The sequence below is a fragment of the Pectobacterium polaris genome, from assembly GCF_002307355.1.
In the GTDB taxonomy this organism is placed as follows: Bacteria; Pseudomonadota; Gammaproteobacteria; order Enterobacterales; family Enterobacteriaceae; genus Pectobacterium; species Pectobacterium polare.
The window spans coordinates 3,183,956-3,210,097 of record NZ_CP017481.1; the positions used below are offsets into that span (position 1 = coordinate 3,183,956).

Annotated in this window: 24 protein-coding genes; 19 read left to right on the forward strand and 5 right to left on the reverse strand. The window is 52.2% G+C overall.

Annotated features, from left to right (window positions below; genetic code table 11):
- Nucleotides 1–130: 130 nt before the first annotated feature.
- Together BJJ97_RS14310 and BJJ97_RS14315 are read left to right on the forward strand one after the other, a co-directional pair.
- Nucleotides 131–337, forward strand: coding sequence for a hypothetical protein (locus BJJ97_RS14310; RefSeq protein ID WP_095994372.1), 207 nt, complete (start codon nucleotides 131–133; stop codon nucleotides 335–337).
- Nucleotides 327–1,697: an APC family permease gene (locus BJJ97_RS14315; RefSeq protein ID WP_095699252.1), complete on the forward strand. Its 1,371-nt coding sequence runs from the start codon at nucleotides 327–329 to the stop codon at nucleotides 1,695–1,697. Before BJJ97_RS14310 ends, BJJ97_RS14315 begins: the two co-directional genes overlap by 11 nt.
- Nucleotides 1,698–1,773: 76 nt before the next feature.
- Here the strand turns inward: BJJ97_RS14315 and sbcB are convergent, their stop codons facing one another.
- Entirely contained in the window at nucleotides 1,774–3,201 is a 1,428-nt protein-coding gene (gene sbcB, locus BJJ97_RS14320) for an exodeoxyribonuclease I (protein WP_095994373.1), read from the reverse strand.
- A 303-nt stretch (nucleotides 3,202–3,504) separates the two neighbouring features.
- Between sbcB and BJJ97_RS14325 the strand changes: the two genes are divergently transcribed.
- The 5 genes from BJJ97_RS14325 to tmaR all read left to right on the forward strand — a co-directional run bounded on the left by BJJ97_RS14325 (nucleotide 3,505) and on the right by tmaR (nucleotide 7,632).
- On the forward strand, nucleotides 3,505–4,449 hold the full coding sequence (locus BJJ97_RS14325) for a siderophore ABC transporter substrate-binding protein (protein WP_405083410.1): 945 nt from the start codon (nucleotides 3,505–3,507) through the stop codon (nucleotides 4,447–4,449).
- Nucleotides 4,450–4,470: 21 nt separating this feature from the next.
- The gene (locus tag BJJ97_RS14330) at nucleotides 4,471–5,433 is read left to right on the forward strand and encodes an ABC transporter permease (RefSeq protein WP_095994375.1); all 963 of its coding nucleotides are present in this window, start codon (nucleotides 4,471–4,473) and stop codon (nucleotides 5,431–5,433) included.
- The gene (locus tag BJJ97_RS14335; protein WP_095994376.1) at nucleotides 5,420–6,427 is read left to right on the forward strand and encodes an iron chelate uptake ABC transporter family permease subunit; all 1,008 of its coding nucleotides are present in this window, start codon (nucleotides 5,420–5,422) and stop codon (nucleotides 6,425–6,427) included. Before BJJ97_RS14330 ends, BJJ97_RS14335 begins: the two co-directional genes overlap by 14 nt.
- Nucleotides 6,424–7,182, forward strand: coding sequence for an iron ABC transporter ATP-binding protein (locus tag BJJ97_RS14340; RefSeq protein WP_010277081.1), 759 nt, complete (start codon nucleotides 6,424–6,426; stop codon nucleotides 7,180–7,182). The genes BJJ97_RS14335 and BJJ97_RS14340 overlap by 4 nt, the downstream gene beginning before the upstream one ends.
- A gap of 132 nt (nucleotides 7,183–7,314) precedes the next feature.
- Nucleotides 7,315–7,632 carry a PTS system regulator TmaR gene (gene tmaR, locus BJJ97_RS14345; protein ID WP_005967626.1) on the forward strand — a complete coding sequence of 106 codons (318 nt, stop codon included), beginning with the start codon at nucleotides 7,315–7,317 and terminating at the stop codon, nucleotides 7,630–7,632.
- A gap of 138 nt (nucleotides 7,633–7,770) precedes the next feature.
- Here the strand turns inward: tmaR and BJJ97_RS14350 are convergent, their stop codons facing one another.
- From BJJ97_RS14350 to BJJ97_RS14360, 3 genes are all read right to left on the reverse strand, one after another.
- Entirely contained in the window at nucleotides 7,771–8,601 is an 831-nt protein-coding gene (locus tag BJJ97_RS14350) for an ABC transporter permease (RefSeq protein ID WP_095699256.1), read from the reverse strand.
- 9 nt (nucleotides 8,602–8,610) lie between these two features.
- Nucleotides 8,611–9,462, reverse strand: a complete 852-nt coding sequence (locus BJJ97_RS14355; RefSeq protein ID WP_095995377.1) for an ATP-binding cassette domain-containing protein — start codon at nucleotides 9,460–9,462, stop codon at nucleotides 8,611–8,613.
- Nucleotides 9,463–9,572: 110 nt separating this feature from the next.
- Nucleotides 9,573–10,496 carry a LysR substrate-binding domain-containing protein gene (locus BJJ97_RS14360; protein ID WP_095994377.1) on the reverse strand — a complete coding sequence of 308 codons (924 nt, stop codon included), beginning with the start codon at nucleotides 10,494–10,496 and terminating at the stop codon, nucleotides 9,573–9,575.
- Between the two features lie 106 nt (nucleotides 10,497–10,602).
- Here BJJ97_RS14360 and betC point away from each other — a divergent pair, with 106 nt between their 5' ends.
- The 9 genes from betC to BJJ97_RS14405 all read left to right on the forward strand — a co-directional run bounded on the left by betC (nucleotide 10,603) and on the right by BJJ97_RS14405 (nucleotide 22,278).
- Nucleotides 10,603–12,147: a choline-sulfatase gene (gene betC / locus BJJ97_RS14365; RefSeq protein WP_095995378.1), complete on the forward strand. Its 1,545-nt coding sequence runs from the start codon at nucleotides 10,603–10,605 to the stop codon at nucleotides 12,145–12,147.
- Nucleotides 12,147–13,094, forward strand: a complete 948-nt coding sequence (gene choX, locus BJJ97_RS14370; RefSeq protein WP_095994378.1) for a choline ABC transporter substrate-binding protein — start codon at nucleotides 12,147–12,149, stop codon at nucleotides 13,092–13,094. The genes betC and choX overlap by 1 nt, the downstream gene beginning before the upstream one ends.
- 247 nt (nucleotides 13,095–13,341) lie before the next feature.
- Nucleotides 13,342–15,615 (forward strand): ComEC family protein, encoded by a 2,274-nt coding sequence (locus BJJ97_RS14375; protein WP_095995380.1) that lies wholly within the window; start codon nucleotides 13,342–13,344, stop codon nucleotides 15,613–15,615.
- Between the two features lie 37 nt (nucleotides 15,616–15,652).
- Nucleotides 15,653–17,401, forward strand: a complete 1,749-nt coding sequence (gene msbA, locus BJJ97_RS14380; protein ID WP_095995379.1) for a lipid A ABC transporter ATP-binding protein/permease MsbA — start codon at nucleotides 15,653–15,655, stop codon at nucleotides 17,399–17,401.
- A complete protein-coding gene (gene lpxK / locus BJJ97_RS14385; protein WP_095994379.1) occupies nucleotides 17,398–18,399 on the forward strand; it encodes a tetraacyldisaccharide 4'-kinase in 1,002 nt (333 codons plus the stop codon). The genes msbA and lpxK overlap by 4 nt, the downstream gene beginning before the upstream one ends.
- Before the next feature lie 111 nt (nucleotides 18,400–18,510).
- Complete coding sequence (locus BJJ97_RS14390) at nucleotides 18,511–18,693, forward strand: Trm112 family protein (RefSeq protein WP_005967647.1); 183 nt, start codon at nucleotides 18,511–18,513, stop codon at nucleotides 18,691–18,693.
- Nucleotides 18,690–19,442: a 3-deoxy-manno-octulosonate cytidylyltransferase gene (gene kdsB, locus BJJ97_RS14395; protein WP_095994380.1), complete on the forward strand. Its 753-nt coding sequence runs from the start codon at nucleotides 18,690–18,692 to the stop codon at nucleotides 19,440–19,442. Before BJJ97_RS14390 ends, kdsB begins: the two co-directional genes overlap by 4 nt.
- A gap of 304 nt (nucleotides 19,443–19,746) precedes the next feature.
- The gene (gene pelN, locus BJJ97_RS14400) at nucleotides 19,747–21,060 is read left to right on the forward strand and encodes a pectate lyase PelN (RefSeq protein WP_039481296.1); all 1,314 of its coding nucleotides are present in this window, start codon (nucleotides 19,747–19,749) and stop codon (nucleotides 21,058–21,060) included.
- Nucleotides 21,061–21,384: 324 nt separating this feature from the next.
- Nucleotides 21,385–22,278, forward strand: a complete 894-nt coding sequence (locus BJJ97_RS14405; RefSeq protein ID WP_039481293.1) for a YcbJ family phosphotransferase — start codon at nucleotides 21,385–21,387, stop codon at nucleotides 22,276–22,278.
- On the opposite strand, the gene elyC is transcribed toward BJJ97_RS14405, so the two are convergent.
- Nucleotides 22,230–23,078 (reverse strand): envelope biogenesis factor ElyC, encoded by an 849-nt coding sequence (elyC, locus tag BJJ97_RS14410; protein WP_095994381.1) that lies wholly within the window; start codon nucleotides 23,076–23,078, stop codon nucleotides 22,230–22,232. The two genes, BJJ97_RS14405 and elyC, sit on opposite strands and share 49 nt — an antisense overlap.
- 167 nt (nucleotides 23,079–23,245) lie before the next feature.
- Between elyC and cmoM the strand changes: the two genes are divergently transcribed.
- The 3 genes from cmoM to mukE are packed head-to-tail and all read left to right on the forward strand — an operon-like array spanning nucleotide 23,246 to nucleotide 26,056.
- Nucleotides 23,246–24,031, forward strand: a complete 786-nt coding sequence (gene cmoM, locus BJJ97_RS14415; RefSeq protein WP_095699263.1) for a tRNA uridine 5-oxyacetic acid(34) methyltransferase CmoM — start codon at nucleotides 23,246–23,248, stop codon at nucleotides 24,029–24,031.
- Entirely contained in the window at nucleotides 24,028–25,353 is a 1,326-nt protein-coding gene (mukF, locus tag BJJ97_RS14420; RefSeq protein WP_095699264.1) for a chromosome partition protein MukF, read from the forward strand. The genes cmoM and mukF overlap by 4 nt, the downstream gene beginning before the upstream one ends.
- On the forward strand, nucleotides 25,334–26,056 hold the full coding sequence (gene mukE, locus BJJ97_RS14425) for a chromosome partition protein MukE (RefSeq protein WP_095994382.1): 723 nt from the start codon (nucleotides 25,334–25,336) through the stop codon (nucleotides 26,054–26,056). Before mukF ends, mukE begins: the two co-directional genes overlap by 20 nt.
- The last annotated feature ends 86 nt before the right edge of the window (nucleotides 26,057–26,142 follow it).

The window sequence follows — 26,142 nt, forward strand, 5'->3', positions numbered from 1 at the left end:
TATTGGTGTGGTTTTTTGCCTTTCTCTGTGACTCAGGTTTGCTGGGTATAGGGTCTTCAACCAAAGAGGCCGGACAACGATCCGGATAGATAATTTGTGTGTGCCTGTGAGCACAGTGAGGAAAGGAAAGATGGGGCAATTAACACGTTTCGCACCGGTGCCCGCCGGTTTGTGCTGCAAAGGTATTGGTTATGGCGCGACGCAGTCGCAAGTTATCTCTGGTGCTGTTACAGCCACCTCTTCTCATCGTGATTCAGGCGAGTCCTGTATCCATTCATTTGTTTTCGGTGCGTATGCGCCTGCCGTGATGAACGGAGGTGTGCGCCATGTCGCTTGATTCTCAGCTGCCTAATGCTGGCGCAAAACGTGCTCAATTAAAAAGAACGCTCACGTTGTGGCCTGTCGTTATGATGGGGCTGGCGTACATGCAGCCGATGACCATTTTTGATACCTTCGGTATCGTGTCTGGCCTGACCGACGGTCATGTGGCGACGGCCTATGCGTTTGCGCTGGTCGCCATTCTGTTCACGGCGCTGAGCTATGGCAAATTGGTAAAACGTTTCCCATCTGCGGGTTCTGCTTATACCTACGCGCAAAAAGCGATCAGCCCGCACGTCGGGTTTATGGTCGGCTGGTCGTCACTGCTGGACTATCTGTTCATGCCGATGATCAACATCCTGCTGGCGAAAATCTATCTTGAAGCGATCTTCCCCGGCGTACCGTCATGGATTTTTGTCGCGGCGCTGGTCGGTTTGATGACGCTGTTTAACCTGCGTGGCATCAGTCTGGTTGCTAACCTGAACTCCATTATCGTGGTTGTGCAGGTTGCGATCATGGCGGTATTCCTCGGTCTGGTGATTCACGGTGTTTATCTGGGCGAAGGGGCCGGTACGCTGACCAGTACGCGTCCGTTCTGGTCTGAGAACGCCCACGTGGTGCCGATGATTACCGGTGCAACCATTCTCTGCTTCTCGTTCCTGGGTTTCGACGGCATCAGTTCGCTGTCGGAAGAAACGCAGGATGCCGGTCGGGTGATTCCAAAAGCCATCTTCCTGACGGCGTTGATCGGCGGCGTGATCTTTGTTGCCGTGGCGTACTTCCTGCAACTGTATTTCCCGGATATTTCTCGCTTTAAAGAGCCGGATGCGTCTCAGCCGGAAATCATGCTGTACGTTGCGGGTAAATTCTTCCAGTCCGTTATTCTGGTGTTCTCCTGCGTCACCGTACTGGCATCCGGTATGGCGGCACATGCAGGCGTGTCTCGCCTGATGTATGTCATGGGTCGTGATGGCGTATTCCCAGAGCGTTTCTTCGGCTATATCCACCCGAAATGGCGTACGCCGTCTTTGAACGTCTTGCTGGTTGGCGTGATTGCACTGTCTGCGGTGTCGTTCGATCTGGTGACGGCCACTGCGCTGATCAACTTCGGTGCGCTGGTGGCGTTTACGTTCGTGAACCTGTCGGTCATTTCACAGTTCTATATTCGTGAGCGCCGTAACCGCACCGTGAAAGACACCATTAACTTCCTCGTGATGCCAGTGCTGGGCGCGTTGACGGTAGGTGCACTGTGGGTGAATCTGGAAGCCAGCTCGATGACGCTGGGTCTGGTGTGGGCAACAATTGGATTGCTCTATCTGGCATTTGTGACGCGCAGTTTCCGTCAGCCAGTGCCGCAATGTAGCGAAGAACCGGTTTAAGTAAACCGACGACTTGCATGAAAGAAAAAAGCGGAGCCCATGTGCTCCGCTTTTTTTATGGCTTTAGGCGGCTATCTTAGCCCACCAGTTCCTGTGCATAGGCGTACAGCGCTTTTAGCTGTGCCATCTTCTCTTTATCGTCTTCATGGAGCTGATAAAGGTTGCTGAGTTCTGACAGATAGTCCTGCAAGCGCTCCGGCGTAAATACCGCACGCCGATGCTGTAACCAACGCTGCTGTTCGCGGTCGTCCAGCGTGCCGGGGAAATTACGGGCGCGATAGCGGAAGAGCAGCGGTTCCAGGCGATTATCGGCAAACGTGAGATCCAGCGCGGGGAGGTTCTGCGGGGCGGTCTCCTGAATAATTTTCATCGCCATGCGGTCGGCATCGCCAAAGAAGCCATCATAAAGTCGTAAATCGACATCATCAGATGCGGTGAACGCGGGGGCTTCAGCAAACAGCTCCACTACTTTTTCTCTGACGTTCGCGTTGTTACGCAGCAGCGCGAGATTGTCCAGACAGCGTTGACGATCGATGCCCAATCTTTCCGCATCTTCAGGCCGTAAGGTATTGGCCGGTGCTAAGACCGGACATTTATTGATGTGCACCAGCTTGAGTGGAACTGCGCTCTGATCCGCTTCTAACGCATCACGGCGGGTATATAACTGCTCGCGTAATGCTGCGCTGTCCAGCTCCAGCAGCGGCGTCATATCGCCAGCCAGATCGCACATGATGACCGCATTACGGTTATCTGGGTGCCAGGCGAGCGGTACAATCCAACTGGTGTTACTCCTCGCCGCGCCAAACATACCAGACACGTGAACGAGCGGCTTCATTTGTGGGATATCAATCAGCGCGGAAATTTTGTTTTTGTTACGCAGCGGGAACAGATACTCAAACAGCTTGGGCTGCGCCTGCTTAAACAATTTTGCCATAGCAATAGTGGCATAAACGTCGGACATCGCATCATGCGCCTGCTCGTGCGAAATACCATTGGCTTTCGTCAGATGCTCAAGGCGAAAACTAGGCAAGCCGTCATCGTTTTCCGGCCACACGATACCTTCCGGTCGCAGGGCATAGCAGGCGCGTAGTGCATCCAGCAAATCCCAGCGAGAATTACCGTTTTGCCAGCTGTAGGCGTAAGGATCGTAGAAGTTGCGATAGAAAATATTGCGGCTGACTTCATCATCAAAGCGAATGTTGTTGTAGCCCATAATGCAGGTGCCGGGCACGCTGAACGCTTCATGGATTTGACGGGCAAATTCCGCTTCATTGACGCCTTTTGCCAGCGCGACCTGCGGCGTAATTCCGGTGATCATCACCGCTTCCGGTTCCGGCAGGTAATCATCCGTCGGACGACAATAAATGACGAGCGGCTCACCGATAATATTGAAATCCATATCGGTACGGACACCCGCAAACTGCGCGGGGCGATCGCGCGCCGGATGTTTACCGAACGTCTCGTAGTCATGAATGAAAAAAGTGGGTTGTGTTTTCTCGGCCATATATGCAGTTAGCTACGTGTGCGCGCTGAGCCTGAAATCAGGCAAAACAATCTGGAAAACGGCAAGGATACCATTGAATCCACTTTTCTGTGGCGCTTTCCTGATTTGCATCACTTCCCTGACTTACATCAATAGGAGGGTAGACATAATCGCTAGGCATGACTGTGTCCATTCGGTTACAATTTTCGTTCTAATGCGAATGATAATTAAATTCTTTATTGCCTCGTAGATCACTCTGCGGGGTGGCATTCGGCAACAAACAGCGAAATGGAGAACACACTTATGCGGTTAAATGCGGTGCGATTGAATGCAACGTTTGCAGTGAAGGCGACGTTATTGGCATCTATGTTTGTTCTGGCCAGCTGCGATCAGCAGGCATCGTCTTCAGAAGGAAGTCACACGGTCAGCATTGAGCATGCGCAGGGCACCACTCAGGTTCCACAGCCGCCGAAAAAAGTGATTGTGTTTGATCCTGCCTCATTGGATACGCTGGACGCGTTGAAGGTCGAAGGGATTGCCGGTGTACCGAAAAGCAGCACGCCGCTGCCTGCGTTTTTATCAAAATACAACAGCGATACTTACCTGAACGCCGGGACGCTGTTTGAACCTGCTTATGAAGCGCTCAGCAGCGCGAAACCCGATCTGATTATTGCTGGTGGACGTACGCGCGACGCCTACGACAAGTTGAGCGGTATTGCGCCGACGATCTCAATGGACGTGGATGAGCACCAGTTTATGACGAGCTTTATCCAACGCATTGAGCAACTGGGCACCATCTTCGGTAAAGAAGATGAAGCGAAGAAACAGATTGATGATTTCAAACAGCAGATCGCCCAAACGCGCGCTAAAACGGAAAATGCAGGCAATGCGCTGGTTCTGATGGTCAGCGGCGGCAAAATGTCTGCCTACGGTCCTAAATCGCGCTTTGGTTTCGTGTTTGATGAGCTGGGCTTTAAACCGGCGACCGAGTTCCCTGATTCTGGCCGTCATGGCAACGTGGTGACCTCTGAATTCTTGCTGAGCGTAAACCCAGAGTGGCTGTTCATTCTCGATCGTGACAGTGCGATTGGTCGCCCTGGTGGCGAGTCGGCCCAGCAGGTGCTGGATAATCCGCTGATTCACAAAACCAACGCCTGGAAAAATAATCGAGTGATCTATCTGGATTCTGCATCGCTGTATATCGCTGGGGGGCTGCAAAGCTATAAAAACCTCGTGACTACCGTCAGTGACGCGTTAGATAAGCAATAACGGCAGGTTACGGCAGAATCAATGAAGTCTTTTTACTATTCGCTGGGTCTTGTCTTTCTGACCTGCATGATCGTTGTCAGCCTGTTTGTTGGGGCAGGGCAGTTGAATATGCAGGCTGTGTGGAACGACCCGGAAATGCGCGATATTTTCTTTATCAGCCGCGTTCCTCGCACGCTAGCTTTGCTGCTGGCAGGCAGCGCCATGAGTGTGGCTGGCCTCATCATGCAGTTGCTGACGCAAAACCGTTTTGTTGAACCGTCTCTGGCGGGGACCACACAGTCGGCTAGCTTAGGTTTGCTGGTGGTGATGATCGCCGTGCCCGGTGCGACGATCTTCACCAAGATGGTGGTGGCGAGCCTGTTCGCTTTAGCGGGTACTTTCCTGTTCATGATGCTGCTCCAGCGGATTGTGCTGAAATCCGCGCTAGTCGTGCCGCTGGTCGGCATTATGCTGGGTGCAGTTATCAGTTCAATTACCACGTTTGGCGCGATGTATTTTGATCTGCTACAGGCGCTTGGCAGTTGGGAATCCGGTGATTTCTCCGGTGTCTTGCAGGGGCGCTATGAGCTGCTCTGGTTGGTCGGTGCGTTAACGCTGGTGGCTTGCTGGATCGCTGACCGTTTCACGGTTGCGGGCATGGGGCGCGAGTTCTCCGTTAATGTCGGCCTTAACTATCGGCAGGTGATGATGATGGGGCTGAGCATTATCGCCATCGTCAGTGGCGTGGTCGTCGTGGTGGTCGGCAGCTTGCCGTTTATCGGACTGATCGTGCCGAACCTGATCAGCATGATGATGGGCGACAATGTGCGCAAAACGATCCCGTGGGTGTGCCTGCTCGGCGGTGGTCTGGTGCTGTGCTGCGATATCATCAGCCGCGTGATTCGCTATCCTTTCGAGATTCCAGTGAGTGTGATTCTTGGCGTCATTGGCGCTGCCGTTTTCCTTCTCTTATTGCTAAGCCAGAAACGCCATGTCAGTCAATGAACGTAATACGGTGCTGACCGGACCCGTCAGCGAAAAACGTGCGGGGTTATCGCCGACGCAGCGGTTGATGTGGCTGGCTGTTGCGGCTGCTGTGGTGATCGTGCTGTTTATGACCATCAATTTAGGCAGTAACCTGCGCTACATTTTGAAGCACCGCGGGCTGATGCTAACGACGATGCTGCTGGTGGCGTTTGCCGCCAGTGCGTCGACCGTGCTGTTCCAAACGGTGACGAATAACCGAGTGCTGACGCCGTCGATTATGGGGTTTGAAGCCCTGTTTATCCTGATTCAGACCTCGCTGGTATTTGTTTTCGGCATTAGTGGCATTCCGGGGCTGGGCGTTGAAGGCAAATTCGTTCTTGAGACGCTGCTGCTCATTCTCTTCTCCGCGCTGCTGTACCGCTGGCTGTTTACCGGCAGCCGCAATAACCTGCATCTGGTTTTACTGGTCGGGATTATCTGCGGCACGCTGTTTCGCAGCATGGCGGGCTTAATGCAGCGTCTGCTTACGCCCGGCGAGTTTGCCATCTTACAGGGGCGGATGTTTGCCACCTTCACCCGTACCGTGCCTGAACTGGTGGCGCTGTCGGTTGGAATTACGCTGGTGGTCGCGGTGGTGATCTGGCGTATGCGCTTTCGGTTTGATGTATTGGCGCTGGGGCGTAATAACGCGATTAACCTAGGTATCGACTACAAACGCAGCGTCACGATCATTCTGCTGCTGGTTTCCGTGCTGGTTGCCATTTCAACGGCATTGGTCGGTCCGCTCACCTTTTTGGGCTTCATGGTTGCGAACCTTGCCTATTTAGTGATTGGTTCTAGCCAGCATCGCCTGTTGCTGCCCGCGGCTTTCCTGCTGGGCGTTATTTCACTGGTTGGTGGACAACTGGTGCTTGAGCATCTGCTGGATATGTCTGGGGCGCTGTCGGTCGTGATCGAATTTGTGGGTGGATCGCTGTTTATTGTGTTGCTACTGAAAAAGGTTTCCGTGTGATTGAGATCGGCAATGTAACCAAAGCGTATAATAACGTTAAGGTATTAGATAATGTCACCGCGACGGTGCCCCGCGGTGGCGTCACGTCGATTATCGGCCCGAATGGTGCAGGGAAGTCGACATTGTTGTCCATCATTAGTCGCCTGCTGGACGCGGATCGCGGACAGGTAAAAGTTAATGGCATGGACGTGATGACCACGCCAAGCGATAAGCTGGCGACGTGTTTGTCCGTGTTGCGGCAGGAAAACCAGTTTACCAGCCGCTTAACGGTAGCAGAGCTGGTGGGCTTCGGCCGCTACCCTTATACCAAAGGGCGGCTGAATGCTGACGATCGTGAACGCATCAGCGCCGCGCTGGCATTCCTCAACCTGACCGAATTGAAAGATCGCTTTTTAGATGAGCTTTCCGGCGGCCAGCGTCAACGAGCCTATGTCGCGATGGTACTATGTCAGGACACGGAATATGTACTACTGGATGAACCGCTGAATAATCTGGATATGAAGCACGCGGTGGCGATGATGAAACAGATTCGCCGTGCGGCCGATGAGCTAGGTAAAACCATCGTGCTGGTTATCCACGATATCAACTTTGCTTCCGCCTATTCGGATTACATTATTGCGATGCGCAAAGGGCAGATTATCTACACGGGAAAACCGGAAGACATTATGGTGTCCGAGGTGTTGGAAGATATTTTCGATACGGAAGTGGCCATCGAGCAGGTTCATAATCAGCGTATCGCGGTATATTATCGTTGATGGTTGATGACAGATTATCCGCTCAGCGAGGTGTTTGCGCAAAGGGCGCAAGCACTGCTTGAAAGACGCTGGGTATAACCTGTATGGTGAATACATAAAAAATTTATGTATGACTTAAGGTAAGGGTAAAAGATGGATAAGGACACTAAGCCGTGTTTCCAGGATGTGCTGGAATTCGTGCGCATGTTTCGTCGTAAAAACAAACTTCAGCGTGAAATCGTCGACAACGAGAAGAAAATTCGTGATAACCAGAAGCGCGTTCTGCTGCTGGACAACCTGAGCGAATATCTTAAACCTGGCATGTCCATTGAGGACGTACAGAATATCATCGCCAACATGCGCGGTGATTATGAAGACCGCGTTGATGACTACATCATCAAAAACGCCGATCTGTCGAAAGAGCGCCGTGAACTGTCTAAAAAGCTGAAAGCGATGGGCGAAGTTAAGTAACCTGACGCGCCATTTCTTATGGTAAACAGCTACGGTAAACGGCTCTGCTGTAAAAGGATCGCTTCTGCGGTCCTTTTTCTTTTTCAGTGCGTCAGGCGCTTAACAAAGCCTGTTTGCGAGCCTGACTAAAGCAGCACGCTAGCGCTCCCTATGGCGAACAAAGCTGGCGGAAAGCCGGTCGAGTAAAATTGCCATCAGCACCACTACCATTCCACTTTGTAAACCCAAGCCGATATCAAGCTGCTGAATGCTACTGAGAATGTCATTGCCAAGCCCGCCTGCACCGACCATGGAGGCAATGATCACCATCGACATCGCCATCATAATGGTCTGGTTCACCCCCGCCATGATCGATGGTTGAGCGGCAGGTAACTGTACTTTCCACAGCAGTTGCCACGGCGTACAGCCAAAGGCGACACCCGCTTCAATGCGGGCAGCATTTACCTGACGGATCCCTAAATCGGTCAGACGTACGACTGGCGGCATGGAGAATAAAATGGTGGCGAAAATACCGGGCGGTCGACCCAGCCCAAACAAGATCGTCGCGGGAATCAGATAAACAAAGGCGGGCATGGTCTGCATAAAATCCAACAGCGTACGCACTATGCTGCCCACTACCGCGCGGCGTGCGCTCCAGATGCCCAGAGGAATACCGAACAGCAGGCTGAAAAACGTGGAAGAGAGCGTCAGCGCGAGAGTGATCGATGCGTGTTCGCTATATCCGCTATAGATGATGTAGAGCGTGGCAAGCAATGCGAACAGGGCGAACCCTTTTCCGATGCGCCAGAACCCGATACCCACGGACAGGATCACCAGTCCCCACGGCGTTAACCATCCTGTGAGCGTCTCCATGCCCCCCGCGAAGGCATCAATACTCGCTGCCAGCGCGTCAAAAAAGCCCCCGCTTTGTGACAAGAGTGTGTGGATCGCGCTGTCAATCTGGCGACTAAAATCGAGTGGATAACGCATACATTGACCTTATCGGTGCGTTGCCGAGGTATCGGCGTAGCTTTCCGCATAATTTTCCGCGAGTTGCCAGCGTGAGGTGTCCACGCCGGAGAAAAAATGGCGCACGTAGGGTGTCGCTGGGGTATTGATAAGGGTTTCCGCCTGACCGACCTGCACCAGATTGCCCTGTTCCATGATGGCAATGCGTGTTCCCAGCCGTAGCGCTTCTTCCATATCGTGAGTGACAAACACGATGGTGCGTCGCTGCTGCGCCTGTAATGTCAGCAATAGCGACTGCATTTCCCGACGAATGATGGGGTCCAGCGCGGAAAACGCCTCATCCATTAGCAGCACTGACGGGTTCACCACCAGCGCTCTGGCAAGCCCGACACGCTGTTGCATCCCACCGGAAAGCTGGTGGGGATAGTGGCTTGCGACCTGACCGAGCCCGACCTGTTCCAGCATGTCCTGTGCTTTCTGATGACGTGCTACACGACTCACTCCGGCGACTTCCAGACCGAATGCCACGTTATCCAATACCGTGCGCTCATCGAAAAGCGCGAAAGACTGGAAGACCATGCCCATTTTTTGACGACGCAGGGCGATCATTTGGGCGGACGAGAGCGACGCCAGTTCCTGGCCGTCAAATAACACCGAACCGTCAGTAGGGGGAATTAGAAAATTCAGCGTGCGTAAAAGCGTTGATTTTCCTGAACCTGAAAGGCCAACGATGACAAAAATTTCGCCCGGATAAATTTGCAGATTAATATTATTCAAGGCATTAACCGACGGTTGCTGTTTAGCGCGAAAAAAAAGACTGCCTTTTTCTTTTCTGGAATAATTTTTATTTATTGCACGCAATTCGATAATTGGCTCTGACATGGCCATATCACCTATTTTCTGAGAATCATTATACGCTAACCTAAAATAACCAGGCCAAGTTAAAGATTTCATTGCAGAGAATAGAAGTATTCCGCATTAGTTTAGCGATATTATTGCAATGCACTTTTTTTGAGGTGGAAATTCCATGCCTCATCTAATAACCACGCTTTTACTTTTTCCTGCTGAGCTGATGACGGTTTTCCACTGGCAGAGATTAAGTAATATCCCCGCTCGGTTCGCATTTCTGGCCCGCAGCGGAAAAGCTGTTTGCTGGCGAGAAACGAGTCAATTAAGGGGCGCCAGCCGAGGGCAATGCCTTGACCTTCAATCGCGGCCTGAATCACCAGAGAGTAAGCGTTAAACGTACGCGATGCCGTATGCTGCTGGCTGACAACCTGATGCTGTCGGAACCAGTCTTCCCACGTTAACCAGCGCTGCGGATGCGTTTCTGGCAGTTTTATTAGCGGATATCCCAGTAGTTTGTCAGGCGAGGCATTGGCTCCGATTTCATCGATAAGATTTTGATTGCAAACGGGAACGACGTCTTCGGGAAACAGGCGCTGCGCCTGCGTACCCGGCCAGTTTCCGTTGCCAAAATAGATGGCCAGATGGGCGTTGTTGTCGCGGAAGTTGTAGTCGTTGGGCGAGGTGGAAATTTGTACCTCTACACCGGGAATCAGTGCCTGAATGTCGTTCAGGCGTGGCAGCAGCCAGTAACTGGCGAACCCCATATCGGTATCGATTCGCAATGTGCTCCGCTGGTAGCGCGTGCGTTCCAGTTGTTCACTGATATCGTTAAGACAAGAGCGAACAATTTGATAAAGCCCATTACCTGATTCGGTGAGTTCTACACCACGGTGACGACGTTCAAATAACGGTGTATTCAACAGATTTTCAAGCAGTTGAATGCGCTGACTCACGGCAGGTTGAGAAAGGCTAAGTTCATTTCCCGCTGCGGTAAAATTGCCATGGCGCGCCGCCGCCTCAAACACTACTAATACTTGTAACGGCGGTAACTGTAATTTATTTGCCATAACCTGACCTTATCCCATGATAATAAAATACCCCCTTCACAGAATGAAAGGGGCGTGCGATAAAAATATCACGATTCATTTAATCAATTTTAATTTCTGGTTAATTATGCTTATAAATAAACCGAATATCGTTATTCTCATGGCCGATCAATTAACGGCATCGGCATTACGAACGTATGGAAATAATGTCAGCCTGACCCCGAATATTGACAGGCTGGCGCGTGAAGGCGTGGTATTTGAATCCGCATATTGCAACAGTCCGTTGTGTGCGCCGTCGCGGGCATCATTGATGACGGGCCAGCTCATCTCGCGGAATGCCGTATTCGATAACGCAGCCGAGTTTCACGCCGATTCGCCGACGTTATGCCACTATCTGCGCGAACAGGGTTACCGTACCTGGCTTTCCGGCAAGATGCATTTCTGCGGCCCCGACCAACTACACGGCTTCGATGAGCGGCTGACGACGGATATCTATCCTGCGGATTTTGGCTGGACGCCTGACTGGCGTCATCCCGAGCGGCGTCTGGACTGGTATCACAATATGAGTTCAGTGCTGGAGGCGGGCGAATGCGTGCGAACCAACCAGCTTGATTTTGATGATGAAGCCCTGTTTTTAGCGCGACAACGGCTGTATGACGCCGCTCGTCGCCCCGAGGATCAGCCGTTCCTGTTGCTGCTGTCGTTGACGCATCCACACGACCCGTTCGCCATTCCCCGCCGCTATCTCGACCGATTCAACGCCGAGGACATCGATTTGCCGAAAACACAGGCTGGCGACGTTGAGGACGATCGCCATTCCACCCGCCTGCGGGCAATGTATCAACTGGAGGAGGGGCTGCTTAGCGAAGATGACATTCGCCGGGCGCGTCATGCCTATTACGGCGCGATGGCCTACGTGGATGACTGTTTTGGTGAGATTGTGCGCACGCTGGAAGAAACCGGGCTTGCAGAAGACACCATTGTTTTTGTGGTTGCCGATCACGGTGAAATGCTGGGCGAACGCGGTCTGTGGTACAAGATGACGTTTTTCGAAAATGCGGTTCGCATTCCGTTTATTGTGCATAACCCGAAACGCTTCGCGCCGCGTCGTGTCACAGAGAACGTTTCGCTGGTCGATTTGCTGCCCACCCTCTGCGAACTGGCGAGCGGTGAGGATCGCTCAGCGCAGGCGATTGCGCCGCTGGATGGACGCAGCTTAGTACCGCATCTGCGTGGAGACGTTGGCCCAGATGGTGTATACAGCGAGTATCTGGCTGAGGGGGCAATAGGCCCAATGGTGATGATACGGCGTGGGACGTGGAAATACATTCACTCCCTGAGTGAAGCGCCACAGCTGTTTAATCTGCAAGAAGACCCGGATGAAAAGCGCAATCTTGCGGCAGACAGCGAATATCAGGCTATCGTTCAGGATTTTGTTAAAGAAGTGGCCGAGCGCTGGCAGTTGGACGACCTGAATCAACAGGTGCTGGCGAGCCAGCAAAAGAGACTGTTTTTAACCCGTATAGCAGGCCGTGACGCGATTCCTAAATGGGATTTTCAGCCTCATCAGGCAGCCTCGCAACGCTATATTCGCAACCATCAAACACTGGATGAGCAGGAAGCCTTTGCTCGCTACCCACAGCCGTTAAAAAAACCAATCGGGGAAGAATAATGAAGCAGAAATCATTGTCGGTATTCATGCTGTTGGCCAGTGCTGCGCTACTGCCTGTGACCAGTTTCGCCGCGGAAGACCCACGCTGTGCGGTGGTTACGCAATCCGATCCCGGCTGGACAGACATCGCGGCAACCAACGCCGTGTCTGGCGTGGTGCTCAAGGCGCTGGGCTATCAGCAAAAGGTGCAGAATCTTTCCGTGGCGCTGGCTTTTCAGGGGCTGAAAACCGGGCAGGTTGATGTGTTTCTCGGTAACTGGATGCCCGCGCAGGAACCGGTTATCAGCAAATATATTGCGGATGGTTCAATCAAGGTGCTCGGGGCGAATCTCCCGGCCGCTAAATTCACACTGGCGGTGCCGGAATATGTTGCAGAGGCAGGTGTAAAAGACTTTGCCGATTTACAAAAATACGCCGATAAGTTCGACCACAAAATATACGGTATCGCACCGGGTGCGCCAGCTAACCAAAATATTAAAAAGATGCTGGATAAACAGGATTTTGGGCTGCAAGGCTGGAACCTCGTGGAGTCCAGCGAGAGCGGGATGCTCGCGCAGGTGACCCGTGCGACGAGCCGCAATCAGTGGGTCGTTTTCCTCGGTTGGGAACCGCACGCGATGAATACGCGCTTCAAACTTAAGTATTTAAGTGGTGGGGATGCCTATTTCGGCCCTAACTACGGTAGCGCTACGGTGAATACGGTGACGCGTAAGGATTTCGCCACGCAGTGTCCGAATATTAATCGTTTTTTCAGTCAGTTAACGTTTGATGTCGCGCTGGAGAATGCCATCATTACCCGCATTCTGGATGATAAACAAACTGCCGAAGAAGCCGCGCGCGCAGAACTGGCGAAGCACCCAGAACGGCTTTCAAGCTGGCTTAACGGCGTAACCAACCGCGAAGGCCAGCCTGCCGAAGCTGTCGTGAAAAAAGCGCTCGGGATTTAATGTGGTACGCCGCAGCCAGATTGTTGTCATCGCACCGTCTGGGGGAAACGCAGGAAGCAGAAAATGGAATCAGGCTCACAGCGCGGATGTCATTTACTGACATGTAGCCGTTTTCTTGCGAAGCGTTTCCCCACCTGAAATTTTCGTTCTGTTGCATCAGTTTGAGTTACTGCAACATGCCAGGACGAACCACAGGGAAAGAGGGAAGGGTGTGTTATGGCAAGGGACGATGCTAGTCAAAGGGATGATGTCCGTAAATAGTCTGGCTTGGGCGAGCGTGCTGGGTATTCTGCCGTTGCTTTTCTTACCGCAGATTCCCGCGCAAATGCTGCTGTGGTGGGGCATTGGGCTATCCACCTGCGTGATGCTCGTTGGATATCGTCACGCGGGGATACGTTGTGTGGCGCTGGTTGTCATGAGTTTTTGCTGGGCATCGTTGAATGCTCAAACCTTACTGCTACAAATCGAGCGCGTTACGCAGGGTCAGGTTAACGCTGTCGTGACGATCAGCAGCATACGATTCAATGAGCATGATGATGATTGGATCACGGTTCGGCTGGAAGAGATCAATCAGCGCCGGATCTTCCCTCCATTATATGCCCAACTGACCTTATCTCCGGCTATGGAAAACTGGTGTGGTGGTCAACGTTGGGCAATCACCGCCAGTTTGCGACCCATTCACAGTCGACTCAATGAAGGCGGCTTTGATAGTCAGCGTTGGGCGATAGCCAAACGGCAACCGTTGTCGGGTCGTGTGCTTACGGCAAAGGCGGTTGATAGTCATTGTGACTTTCGCCAGCGCACGATCGTACAGGCGGAGCGGCAGGTGCAGGGATTAGCGTGGCGTTCTATTTTACTGGCGCTGACGTTTGGTGAGATGAAAACGGTTAGCCCGGAACTCAAGGCGCTACTTCAGAATACCGGGACGATGCACCTGATGGCGATCTCTGGCCTCCATATCGTGCTTGCGGGTCTGGTTGGTTGGGGAATGGCGCGGGCGTTACAGTATGGCTTTCCCGTGCAGTGGATTGGCTATCGCTTCCCATTACTGACGAGCGCTGTGGTTGCCTGGGGCTATGTCTGGTTAGCAGGAGGAAATCCGCCTGCTGTGCGATCGGCACTGGCGCTTAGCGTATGGATTTGCCTAAAAGTGTGGAACGTCAATGGCTCAGCCTGGCAGGTCTGGCTATGGTGTGTCGCGTTGATTCTGGTCAGCGATCCATTGAGCGTACTGTCAGACAGTTTTTGGCTATCTTGCCTTGCCGTTGCGTCGCTGATTTTCTGGTTTCAATGGGCACCGCTTCCTCATCGTCTACAGACCCGACGGCGTTGGTTCTGGATGCGCTGGATCCACCTGCAAACCGGAATCACGCTGCTACTGATGCCCTTGCAGCTTCATATTTTTCACGGTTTCAGTATCACTTCGCTGCCCGCAAATCTTTGGGCTGTGCCTTTGGTGTCCTTCGTTACCACACCACTCATTTTGCTGGCATTGAGCACGCTGGCATTCGCGCCGCTGAGTGAAATGCTCTGGTGGCTGGCGGATATTTCGCTACGAGTGGTATTCGCCCCGTTGACGTATCTACAAACGGGGTGGGTGTATCTTGATGCATCGCTGCTGCTCGCGAGCGTCGCGGGCTGGGGCGCGGTTGTGATATGGCGCTTTAGCTGGTGGCGAATTTATCCCGCGAGTGTCGGTGCTCTGATTGTGGTTTTACTGGTCTTTCGCATAAAGAGTGATGAACCGGATTGGCGTGTGGACATGTTGGATGTCGGTCATGGTCTGGCGATTGTGATCGAACAGCGTGGGAAAGCGGTGTTATACGACACGGGAAACCGCTGGGAAGGGAGCGATATGGCGACGCGAGAAATTCTACCTTACCTGCGATGGCGGGGTGTCGACGTGGAAAACATTATCCTGAGCCATAGCCATATGGATCATATTGGGGGGCTGGAAACGCTACAGCTTGCTTACCCTGAAGCAACGATATATAGCGCGACCAATGCGATGAATCATCGTTCTTGCCAACGCGGCGAACGTTGGCGCTGGCAAGATCTCACGTTTACCGTGCTGTGGCCGTTGGCGCTCGTAGAACGAGCGGAAAATAACGACTCCTGCGTTATTCGCGTTGATGATGGAAAATACAGTGTTCTACTGACGGGCGATCTGGAGTCAGATGCGGAAAAGGCATTGATTAGGTTAGATCGCAGTACCCTGCGTGCGAATTTGTTACAAATACCTCACCATGGCAGTAAGACATCCTCGTCGCCTTCCTTTATTCGTGCGGTTAATGCCGAGTTTGCTATGGCTTCAGCGGCGCGCTATAACCCGTGGCGACTGCCTTCTGTAAAAATTGTTGAGCGATACCAGCAATACGGTTACTCATGGCTGGATACTGCGTCATTCGGGCAGTTAAGTGCACGTTTTTTCAGCGATTCATGGCACATTCTGCGGTTCAGGGATCACATATCGCCTCGTTGGTATCATCAGTGGTTTGGCGTAGGACGGTATAATGAGTAAAATGGTCGGCTATTTCTTCCCGATTCAGGTTTACTACATGCTGAATGATAAAGATCTCTCCACTTGGCAGACCTTTCGTCGCCTCTGGCCGATGATCTCTCCTTTTAAAGCAGGGCTTGCTGTTGCTGCAATTGCACTCATCATTAATGCAGCTAGCGATACACTCATGCTCTCTCTGCTTAAACCCTTATTGGATGACGGATTTGGCAAGGCGGAACGTGCCGTATTAATCTGGATGCCGCTGGTTGTCATTGGTCTTATGATACTGCGTGGCGTGTCAGGGTTTATATCCAGCTACTGCGTCGCTTGGGTTTCAGGCAAAGTGGTGATGAATATGCGCCGCCGTCTCTTCTCCCATATCATGGGCATGCCGGTGTCGTTCTTCGATCAGCAATCAACCGGGACGCTGCTCTCCCGCATCACTTATGACTCAGAGCAGGTTGCGGCCTCTGCTTCCGGCGCATTGGTGACGGTCGTCAGGGAAGGGGCATCGATTATCGGCCTGTTCATTCTGATGTTCTACTATAGCTGGCAGCTGTCCATCATTCTGATTGTGATTGCGCCGATCGTGTCGATCGCTATGCGCGTGGTATCCAAGCGCTTCCGCAATATCAGTAAAAATATGCAGGACACGATGGGGCATGTCACCACCAGCACGGAGCAAATGCTAAAAGGCCACAAAGAAGTGCTGATGTTTGGCGGCCAGGACGTTGAGACTAAACGTTTCGATCAGGTTAGCAACCGGATGCGTCAACAAGGCATGAAGCTGGTTTCCGCCTCTTCAATTTCCGATCCTATCATTCAGTTAATCGCTTCGCTGGCATTGGCCTTTGTGCTGTATGCCGCCAGTTTCCCTAGCGTGATGGAAACGCTAACGGCTGGGACAATCACGGTCGTGTTCTCTTCCATGATCGCATTGATGCGCCCGTTAAAATCACTGACCAACGTGAACGCACAGTTCCAGCGTGGTATGGCCGCGTGCCAGACGCTGTTTGCGATTCTGGATATGGAGCAAGAGCGTGACACCGGTAAACGGGAAATTGAGCGAGCGAAAGGCGAACTCGAATTCCGTCAGGTGAATTTTGCTTATCCTGGGAAAGAAAATCTGGCGCTGAAGAATATCAATCTGCATATTCCAGCAGGAAAAACGGTGGCATTGGTTGGTCGTTCTGGTTCGGGTAAATCAACGATTGCCAGTTTGATCACGCGTTTTTACGATATTCAGTCAGGTGAGATTCTGCTCGATGGTCACGATCTACGTGAGTATCACCTGTCGTCCTTACGTAATCAGGTGGCACTGGTTTCTCAAAACGTCCATCTGTTCAACGATACGATAGCGAACAACATCGCCTATGCCCGTAATGAGCACTATAGCCGTGAGGAAATTGAGCGTGCGGCGACAATGGCGTATGCGATGGATTTCATCAATAAGATGGATCACGGTCTGGATACGGTCATTGGTGAAAATGGTGTCATGCTTTCCGGCGGACAACGGCAGCGTATTGCGATTGCCCGTGCGCTGTTGCGGGATAGCCCGATCCTGATATTGGATGAGGCGACGTCGGCGCTGGACACGGAATCTGAGCGTGCGATTCAGGCTGCATTAGACGAGCTGCAAAAAGATCGTACTGCGGTTGTGATTGCACACCGTCTTTCCACGATTGAAAAAGCAGATGAGATTCTGGTGGTTGAAGATGGCAGAATCATTGAGCGTGGTAACCATGCTGCGTTACTGGCGGCGAACGGTGCTTATGCTCAGTTGCATAGAATGCAGTTTGGCGAATGATTGAGCGCATCTGGTCTGGGCGGTCGCGGCTCTATTACCTGCTGCTGCCGCTTGCGTGGCTATACGGGCTCATCACGTTCTTGATTCGCCAGAGCTATCGACTGGGGTGGCGGAAAAGCTGGCGATCTCCTGTTCCCGTCGTGGTTGTGGGGAATCTGACGGCAGGCGGGAATGGGAAAACACCGGTCGTCATTTGGCTCGTCGAACAGCTGCAACGCAGAGGCTATCGTGTCGGTGTGGTGTCACGCGGTTACGGTGGGAAAGCTGAACGTTATCCGCTGCTGCTGGATGAGTCGGTAACGACGGCGCAGGCCGGTGATGAGCCGGTGCTGATTTTTCAGCGTACTGGTGCGCCTGTTGCGGTCGCCCCGCGTCGGCGGGATGCGGTGAGCGCATTATTGGCACAGCACACGCTAGATGTGGTGATCACCGACGATGGATTACAGCACTATGCGTTGGAAAGAGATATCGAGCTAGTTGTGATTGACGGGATGCGGCGTTTTGGCAATGGATGGTGGCTGCCTGCTGGCCCAATGCGGGAAAGAGAAAGCCGTCTGGCGTCAGTGGATGCAGTCATTGTTAACGGCGGTACGCCGCGAGCAAACGAGATAGGCATGACATTAACGGCGGGTATGGCGGTTAACTTGCTTTCTGGTGAATCACGACCGCTGCGCCAACTGCATGATGTCGTTGCGATGGCGGGCATCGGACATCCCCCGCGTTTTTTTGCGACGCTGCGTGATGCCGGTGTTAGCATTGCACGTGAAGTCGCCTTTGCTGACCATCAATCGTACCAGCCAGAACAGCTAGAACCGCTGACTCAGGATGCGATGCAGCCGCTGCTGATGACGGAAAAAGATGCCGTAAAATGTAAGGCATTTGCTCAGGATAACTGGTGGTATCTGCCCGTCGATGCCGTGCTGGCTGAGCCCTACGGCGCGCAATTGCTCGACAAACTGGAAAATGTGCTTAATCGGAATGCGGGCAGTAGAACATAAATTGGTCTGCTACCACGGTTTCAGATATCCCTTGTGGGTATCACCTTATTAGATCGCTGCTGTAGCGAGAAAGAAAATATCGGTCATAGATCGGTCAAAGATGGAGGAAGCATGGATCACCGTTTACTTGAGATTGTTGCCTGTCCTGTTTGTAATGGTCGGCTGTACTTTAATAAAGAGAAACTGGAACTGATATGCAAGGTCGATGGTTTGGCCTATCCGGTTCGTGATGGTATTCCTGTGCTGCTGGAAAACGAAGCGCGTAAACTCGGGGCTGATGAGATAACACAATGACCTTTACTGTGATCATTCCTGCGCGTTTTGCGTCAAGCCGACTGCCGGGTAAACCGTTGGCGGACATCAATGGCAAACCGATGGTCGTCCATGTGATGGAGCGGGCGCTGGAGTCGGGAGCACAGTGCGTTATTGTGGCCACCGATCATCCCGACGTCGCGGCTGCCGTACAGCAAGCTGGTGGCGAAGTGTGCCTGACCCGCGCCGATCATAATTCTGGTACAGAGCGTTTGGCTGAAGTCATCGAGCGTTACGGTTTTACCGATGATGACATCATCGTGAACGTTCAGGGCGATGAGCCGCTTATTCCTTCCGTTATCATTCGTCAGGTGGCAGAAAATCTCGCTGCCAGTAAAGCAGGAATGGCAACGCTGGCGGTGCCGATTGAAACCAGCGAAGAAGCATTTAACCCGAATGCGGTAAAAGTCGTTACTGACGCTGAGGGATACGCTCTGTATTTTTCCCGAGCGACGATTCCCTGGGACAGAGAGCGTTTTGCTCAGTCTAAGGAAACCATTGGCGATCACTTCCTGCGTCATATCGGTATCTATGCTTACCGTGCGGGTTTTGTGCGTCGTTATGTCACTTGGGCGCCGAGTCAACTGGAGCAAATCGAGCTACTGGAGCAACTGCGCGTGCTGTGGTACGGCGAGAAGATTCATGTTGCGGTAGCCAAAGCCGTTCCTAGCGTCGGCGTGGATACCCCAGAAGATTTAGCCCGTGTACGGCAGGTCATGGCAGGTCAGTAACACCAGCCACACCCGCCTGTTATAAGCACGTCATGGGGGAATCTATTCTTTCCGGAATAGATTTTCCCTATAACGTCTGTCTTAATACGACATATTATCTTTTAAATTATTTAGCACTTATTTAGATAAGTATTCTTAAAAATTCTCAAATTACGCTACGTCGCTTTATTCATGCGGATGGCTTATTCCCATGATGAATTAAATCGTCGCGAGTGGAACTTTTATTTTCATAGTTAAATGCTACTATCAATTCGCCATGTTTTCGCATGGCGTTTTTGTTATTTCAACTAAGGACGGTAATGATATGAATGCTAAACGTTACATCGCAAAAATTCTTCTCGGCGGTATGTTAATGGGGGCTGCCGCGGGCAGCAGCGCGGCGGTTTATTACATGGCCCCCAACGGCAACGACGCGAATAACGGCAGTAAAAATTCCCCCTGGAAAACAATCGACCGCGCACAGAAAACATTAAACCCTGGCGACCGCCTGTGGATCCGTGGCGGTAAATACGTGTTTACCAAAGGGCTAAACGTCTGTACGACGCGTACCGATGTGGTGAATGCGATTACGCTGAGTAAGAGCGGCACTGAAGGTAAGCGTATTGAGTATTGGGCATCTAGCGGGGAAGTGCCGATTTTTGATTTCAGCCAGATGCAGGATGATTGCCGAGTTAAAGGGTTCAACGTCGTTGCAGATTGGGTTTCCGTAAAAGGACTGGAAATAACCGGTGTCCCACAGCGTAATAACCTTAACCATGAGTCCTGGGGTGTGTGGATAAGGGGCAGCAATAATATATTCGAGCAGTTGAATATTCACCATATTATGGGAACGGGGCTGTTCATCCAGCGTGGGGGGAATAACCTGGTATTGAATAGTGACTCTCACCATAATTACGATCCATTGACCTCTAATGGTGCTGGCCAAAGCGGAGATGGTTTTGGTGCGCATATCCCAGCTAACCAACCGGGTAATATTTTCCGCGGTTGCCGGGCATGGTCAAACTCGGATGATGGCTTCGATTTAATTAATGCCTATTCTCCAGTATTGATTGAAAATTCCTGGGCCTGGTCACACGGTTATTTACCGGGGACGACACAATCACTGGCTGCGGGTAACGGCAATGGTTTTAAAATCGGTGGCTACGGCGGCGTTTATGTGGCGAATGCGGTGAAACATACCGTGCGTAACTCGGTTGCATTTTTAAATAAAGCGGCCGGTTTTTATGCCAATCACCATCCGGTAGCGAACGATTTCTTCAACAACACGGGCTATAAAAATAACCCGAACTTTAATATCCGCGGCATCGATGCAAACGGAAAAGCGATTGGGCTGGGTACGCTACGCAACAACGTTTCTCACGGTGGGAAAGACCTGTCGTTCTCTGATGGCGCGAACATGCGCTATAACTCGTGGGATCTGAAAATTGCGGTATCAGATTCTGACTTCGAGAGCGTTTCCGTGACCGGATGGGACGCACCGCGTCAGGCTGACGGCAGTTTGCCAGTACTGAAGAGCCTGCGTCTTGCTTCAGGCAGTGCGCTGATCAACAAGGGTGGGGATGTCAAACTACCTTACAAAGGTTCAGCCCCAGACCTGGGTGCCTTCGAACGCGAATAATGGCAGTGTGTTAACGCACTAGCCTGTCACTCACGATATTCCCTGCTGACGAGCAGGGAATATCGCTGCAACAACCTCAACAGAGCGTGCGCCTGCCGTCATTACTCCTCGCTTATACTCTAAATAATTCGAGTTTCAGGCAGGCGGCAAGCGAAGGAATCCCGATGAGCTTACATAGGTAAGTGATTCGGGTGACTGAACGATGCCAACGCACATGCAACTTGAAGTATGACGAGTATATTTGATCTGCGTTGAAGTATTTGTCATCCGCTCGCCGCATCATGGTGAATGGAGCTATTTGGCTCAACTCAGGTATAGCCGTTTATGGAACAATTGAAATCGGAACTCAGTACGGTGTTGGGGGAAAGCCTCAGCCGGCTTGAGCGCATAAGCGAACAGCCCTATGCGGATCTGTATGCCTTGTATGATAAAGAAGGCAACGCGATGCCTTTGTTGGCTAAAAGTTATGTTTGTCAGGGCGTGGCGCAGCAGGAAGCCTACAAACTTTCGATGCTGGCGCGTGAAGGCGACGTACGTTTGCCAACCGTTTATGGACTGGTGTTGACGCAACAGCAGCCTTATCGGGAACTGCTGCTGATTGAGCGCTTGCGCGGCGTGTCGGTGGAAGCGCCGCCAAGAAACGGCCAGCGCTGGACGCTGCTGATGGACCAAATTGTTGAGAATGTATTGGCTTGGCACCGAATTGATAGCCATGGCTGCGTCGGTTCCGTGGACAGTACGCAGGACAATGATTGGTTCAGCTGGTACCAACAGCGTCTGGAAGTCCTGTGGTCCACGTTGCTCAATGTCAATGCGCCGCAGCTTACGCAGCAGGATCGGAGCGTACTTTATCGTTCGCGCCAGTGCTTAGAGATGTTGTTTGACGATTTCGAAGATGGCTGTGTGTTGGTTCACGGTAACCTGTCGCTGCGCAGTATGTTGAAGGATGCACGTAGCGATCAGCTATTGGCAATGATCAATCCGGGAATGATGCTGTGGGCACCGAGAGAGTATGAACTCTTCCGGCTTTGTGAATCCGGTATGCCGGAGCAGCTGCTTTATCACTATCTGAAACAGGCACCAGTATCAGAGTCCTTTGTCTACCGGCGCTGGCTATATGTCATTTGGGAAGCCGTCTCCCGCTATATCCACACGGGACAGCTAGACCGTCAGCTATTTGATGTGGCTTCCCGAGAGCTATCTCCCTGGTTGGAGTGAGCCTGCGGTTGTTCCGCGTCGTGGGGTGCTGCCGAGGTTCCCTTCAGTGCCTGCCAGAGGCGACCGAGCGTTTCGTACCAGGCTCGTTCGCTGTGCGATAAATAGTAAGCGGAAGGGAATACTTTTTCCCACGGGTTAAGCGCAGAGGTAATCGCCATCTGATTTGCTGGCGCAGGAATCGGCGCTAACCCCTGAGTCTGGAAGAATCGAATGGCGCGAGGCAAATGGTTGGCTGAGGTCACCAGCAAGAAAGGGCGATCGCCAACAATCTTAGCGGTTGCAGCCGCTTCTTCTTCCGTATCTCTTGGCGTATCCAGAATGACGATATCCTGCTGGGGAATACCCAAACTTTCGGCGACCAGCGCCGCGGTTTTCGCACTGCTAACAGGGTTACCCTGTGCGGCTCCACCGGTAAAAATCAACTTTGCGCCGGGATTGGCATGATAAAGGCGAACGCCTTCCGTGACGCGCGGGAGGCTGTTGCTGATGAGATTAGAACTGGGTGCCCATTCCGCGTTATAGGTATATCCCCCGCCTAACACGACAATATATTCGGCTTTGCTCGTCTGCGGCGTTGGCCGCCAGGTTGGGTAGTGTGATTCCAGTGGTAACAACAGTCGATCGGCAACAGGCTGTAGGCTGAGCAGAATAAGCATCAGCCAACTGGCTAATATTATCGCTTTTCCCGTGCGCTGCCGCTGGGTAAACCAAAGCAGCAACAGACCAACACCCATCAGAAGTAATAGCAATGGCAGGGGCTGAAGAAGGCCACCGGCGAACTTTTTGAGTGTGAAAAGCATAAAATTGCATTCCTTTTGAGTGAAAAAACCGCATCCGGGAAGATATCATGCGGTAAGGCCATTTATTCTAAGCCAGCCTGTGCCAAAATGGCAGGCTGGAAAAAAATCGCATCGCGCAGACATGTCCTGCACGAGATCCCCGTTTATATGATGCGGAACAATGACTGATGCAGGATCGCAATTTTAACGATATCGCCGAAAAATTTGCTCAGAATATCTATGGCACGACGAAGGGGAGACTTCGGCTGGCGGTATTGTGGCAGGATCTTAGCGATCTTTTGACCCGACTCCCGGCACGGCCTTTGCGCATCCTTGATGCGGGAGGCGGTGAAGGGCAGATGGCCTGTCGTTTGGCGGCTTTAGGACATCAGGTATTGTTGTGCGATGTTTCCGGTGAGATGATTCAGCGCGCCAAAAATGCGGCAGCGGAGCAGGGCGTTACCCATAATATGCGTTTTGTGCAGTGTGCCGCACAGGATATCGCGCAATATATGGATAGCCCCGCCGATCTGATATTGTTCCATGCGGTGCTGGAATGGGTCGCGCAACCGCAGCAGGTGCTGAAAACACTGTACGATAGCCTGTCGCCGGGTGGCGCATTGTCCCTGATGTTCTATAACCATCATGGGCTGTTGATGCGTAACATGGTGGTGGGCAACTTTGATTATGTTCAGGCCGGAATGCCTAAGGGCAAACGGCGCTCGCTCTCGCCAGATCACCCGCTGAACCCGCAAGACGTGTACGGCTGGCTTGATGAGATGGGGCTGACCATTAGCGGGAAAACGGGCGTGCGCGTGTTTCATGACTACTTGAAAAACAAACAGCAGCAAGTTGAGAAATTTGACGACATTCTGGAGATTGAACAGCGGTATTGTCGGCAAGAGCCTTTTGTGAGTTTGGGCCGTTATATCCATGTCATGGCGCATAAACCCCATTTGAAGGATGCATTATGAGTGATTTTTCCCAGACTGTACCCGAACTGGTCGCCTGGGCACGAAAAAACGATTTCTCCATTTCCCTTCCCACCGAACGCCTGGCGTTTTTGATGGCGATTGCCACGCTTAACGGCGAACGCATGGATGGTGAAATGAGTGAAGGTGAGCTGATTGATGCCTTCCGTCATGTGAGTCAGGGATTTGATCAGACGAACGAAACCATTACCCTTCGCGCCAATAACGCGATTAACGATCTGGTGCGCCAGCGCTTGCTTAACCGCTTTACCAGCGAGCAGGCCGAAGGTAATGCGATTTATCGTCTGACGCCGCTGGGGATTGGCATTACCGATTATTACATTCGGCAGCGTGAGTTCTCGACGCTGCGCCTTTCCATGCAGCTCTCTATCGTGGCGCAAGAACTCAGTCGCGCAGCCGATGCGGCGGAGGAAGACGGCGATGAATTTCACTGGCACCGCAACGTATTTGCGCCACTGAAATATTCCGTTGCAGAAATTTTTGACAGTATCGATCTGTCACAGCGTGTGATGGATGAGCAGCAGCAGGGCGTTAAAGATGATATCGCCGCGCTGTTAAATCAGGACTGGCGAGCCGCGATCAGTAGCTGTGAACAACTGCTGACGGAAACGTCATCGACGCTGCGTGAGCTACAGGATACGCTGGAAGCCGCAGGCGACAAATTGCAGACGAGCCTGTTGAGCATTCAGGATGCGATTATGAATAATCCGCATAATCTGGAGTTTGTCGACAAGCTGGTGTTTGACCTGCAAAACAAACTCGACCGCATTGTGAGTTGGGGACAGCAGACGATAGATCTGTGGATTGGTTACGACCGCCACGTACATAAGTTTATCCGTACCGCGATTGATATGGATAAAAACCGCGTCTTTGCCCAGCGGTTGCGTCAGTCGGTGCAGAGCTATTTCGATAGCCCTTGGGCGCTGACGTTCGCCAACGCGGATCGCCTGCTGGATATGCGCGACGAAGAACTGACGCTGCGTAGTGAAGAAGTCACCGGTGAACTGCCGCCGGAACTGGAATACGAAGAATTTAGTGAAATGCGCGAGCAGCTGATCGCGCTAGTCGAGCAGGCGTTGCATAAATATAAAGCGCAACAGATTCCGCTGGATTTGAGTGAAGTGATGCGTGAGTACCTCGCGCAGCATCCTCGCTCGCGGCATTTTGATGTTGCCCGAATCGTGGTCGACCAGGCAGTACGTCTGGGCGTAGCCGAAACAGATTTCACCGGATTGCCTGCATTGTGGCAGGCGATCAATGATTACGGAGCCAAGGTACAGGCCCATGTCATCGACAAATATTGAACAATTTATGCCAGTGAAGCTGGCAACCGCGCTGTCGAATAACCTCTTTCCTGCGCTGGACAGCCACTTGCGCGCCGGGCGTCATGTTGGCATTGAAGAACTGGAGAACCATGTATTTTTGATGGATTTCCAGGACGTGCTGGAAGAGTTCTACAGCCGTTACAACGTAGAGCTGATTCGCGCGCCGGAAGGATTCTTCTATCTGCGTCCGCGTTCTACCACGCTGATCCCGCGCTCGGTACTGTCTGAGCTGGATATGATGGTAGGGAAAATTCTCTGCTATCTCTATCTGAGCCCAGAGCGTTTGGCGCACGAAGGCATTTTCAGCCAGCAGGAGCTGTATGAAGAGCTGCTGAGTCTGGCGGATGAAAGCAAACTGCTGAAGCTGGTTAACCAGCGTTCTACCGGTTCCGATCTGGATCGCCAAAAATTGCAGGAAAAAGTCAGAACGTCGCTTAACCGCTTACGTCGGTTAGGCATGATCTACTTTATGGGCAATGACAGCAGCAAATTCAGAATTACTGAATCGGTGTTCCGCTTCGGAGCTGATGTGCGCAGCGGCGATGATGCCCGCGAAGCACAGCTACGCATGATTCGCGATGGTGAAGCGATGCCTGTTGAAGGTAGTTTGTCGCTGAAAGATGACAGCGACGACAATGATCGCACCGATGATACCGCGCCAGAAACGGGCGAGGATGAATAAGAGCTTATCCCATTAGAGCTATTTCATTTGCCATTTTGAACCTGGGCAGTGCTCGAAATCCTCACGTGCTACGTGTACGCTCCGGT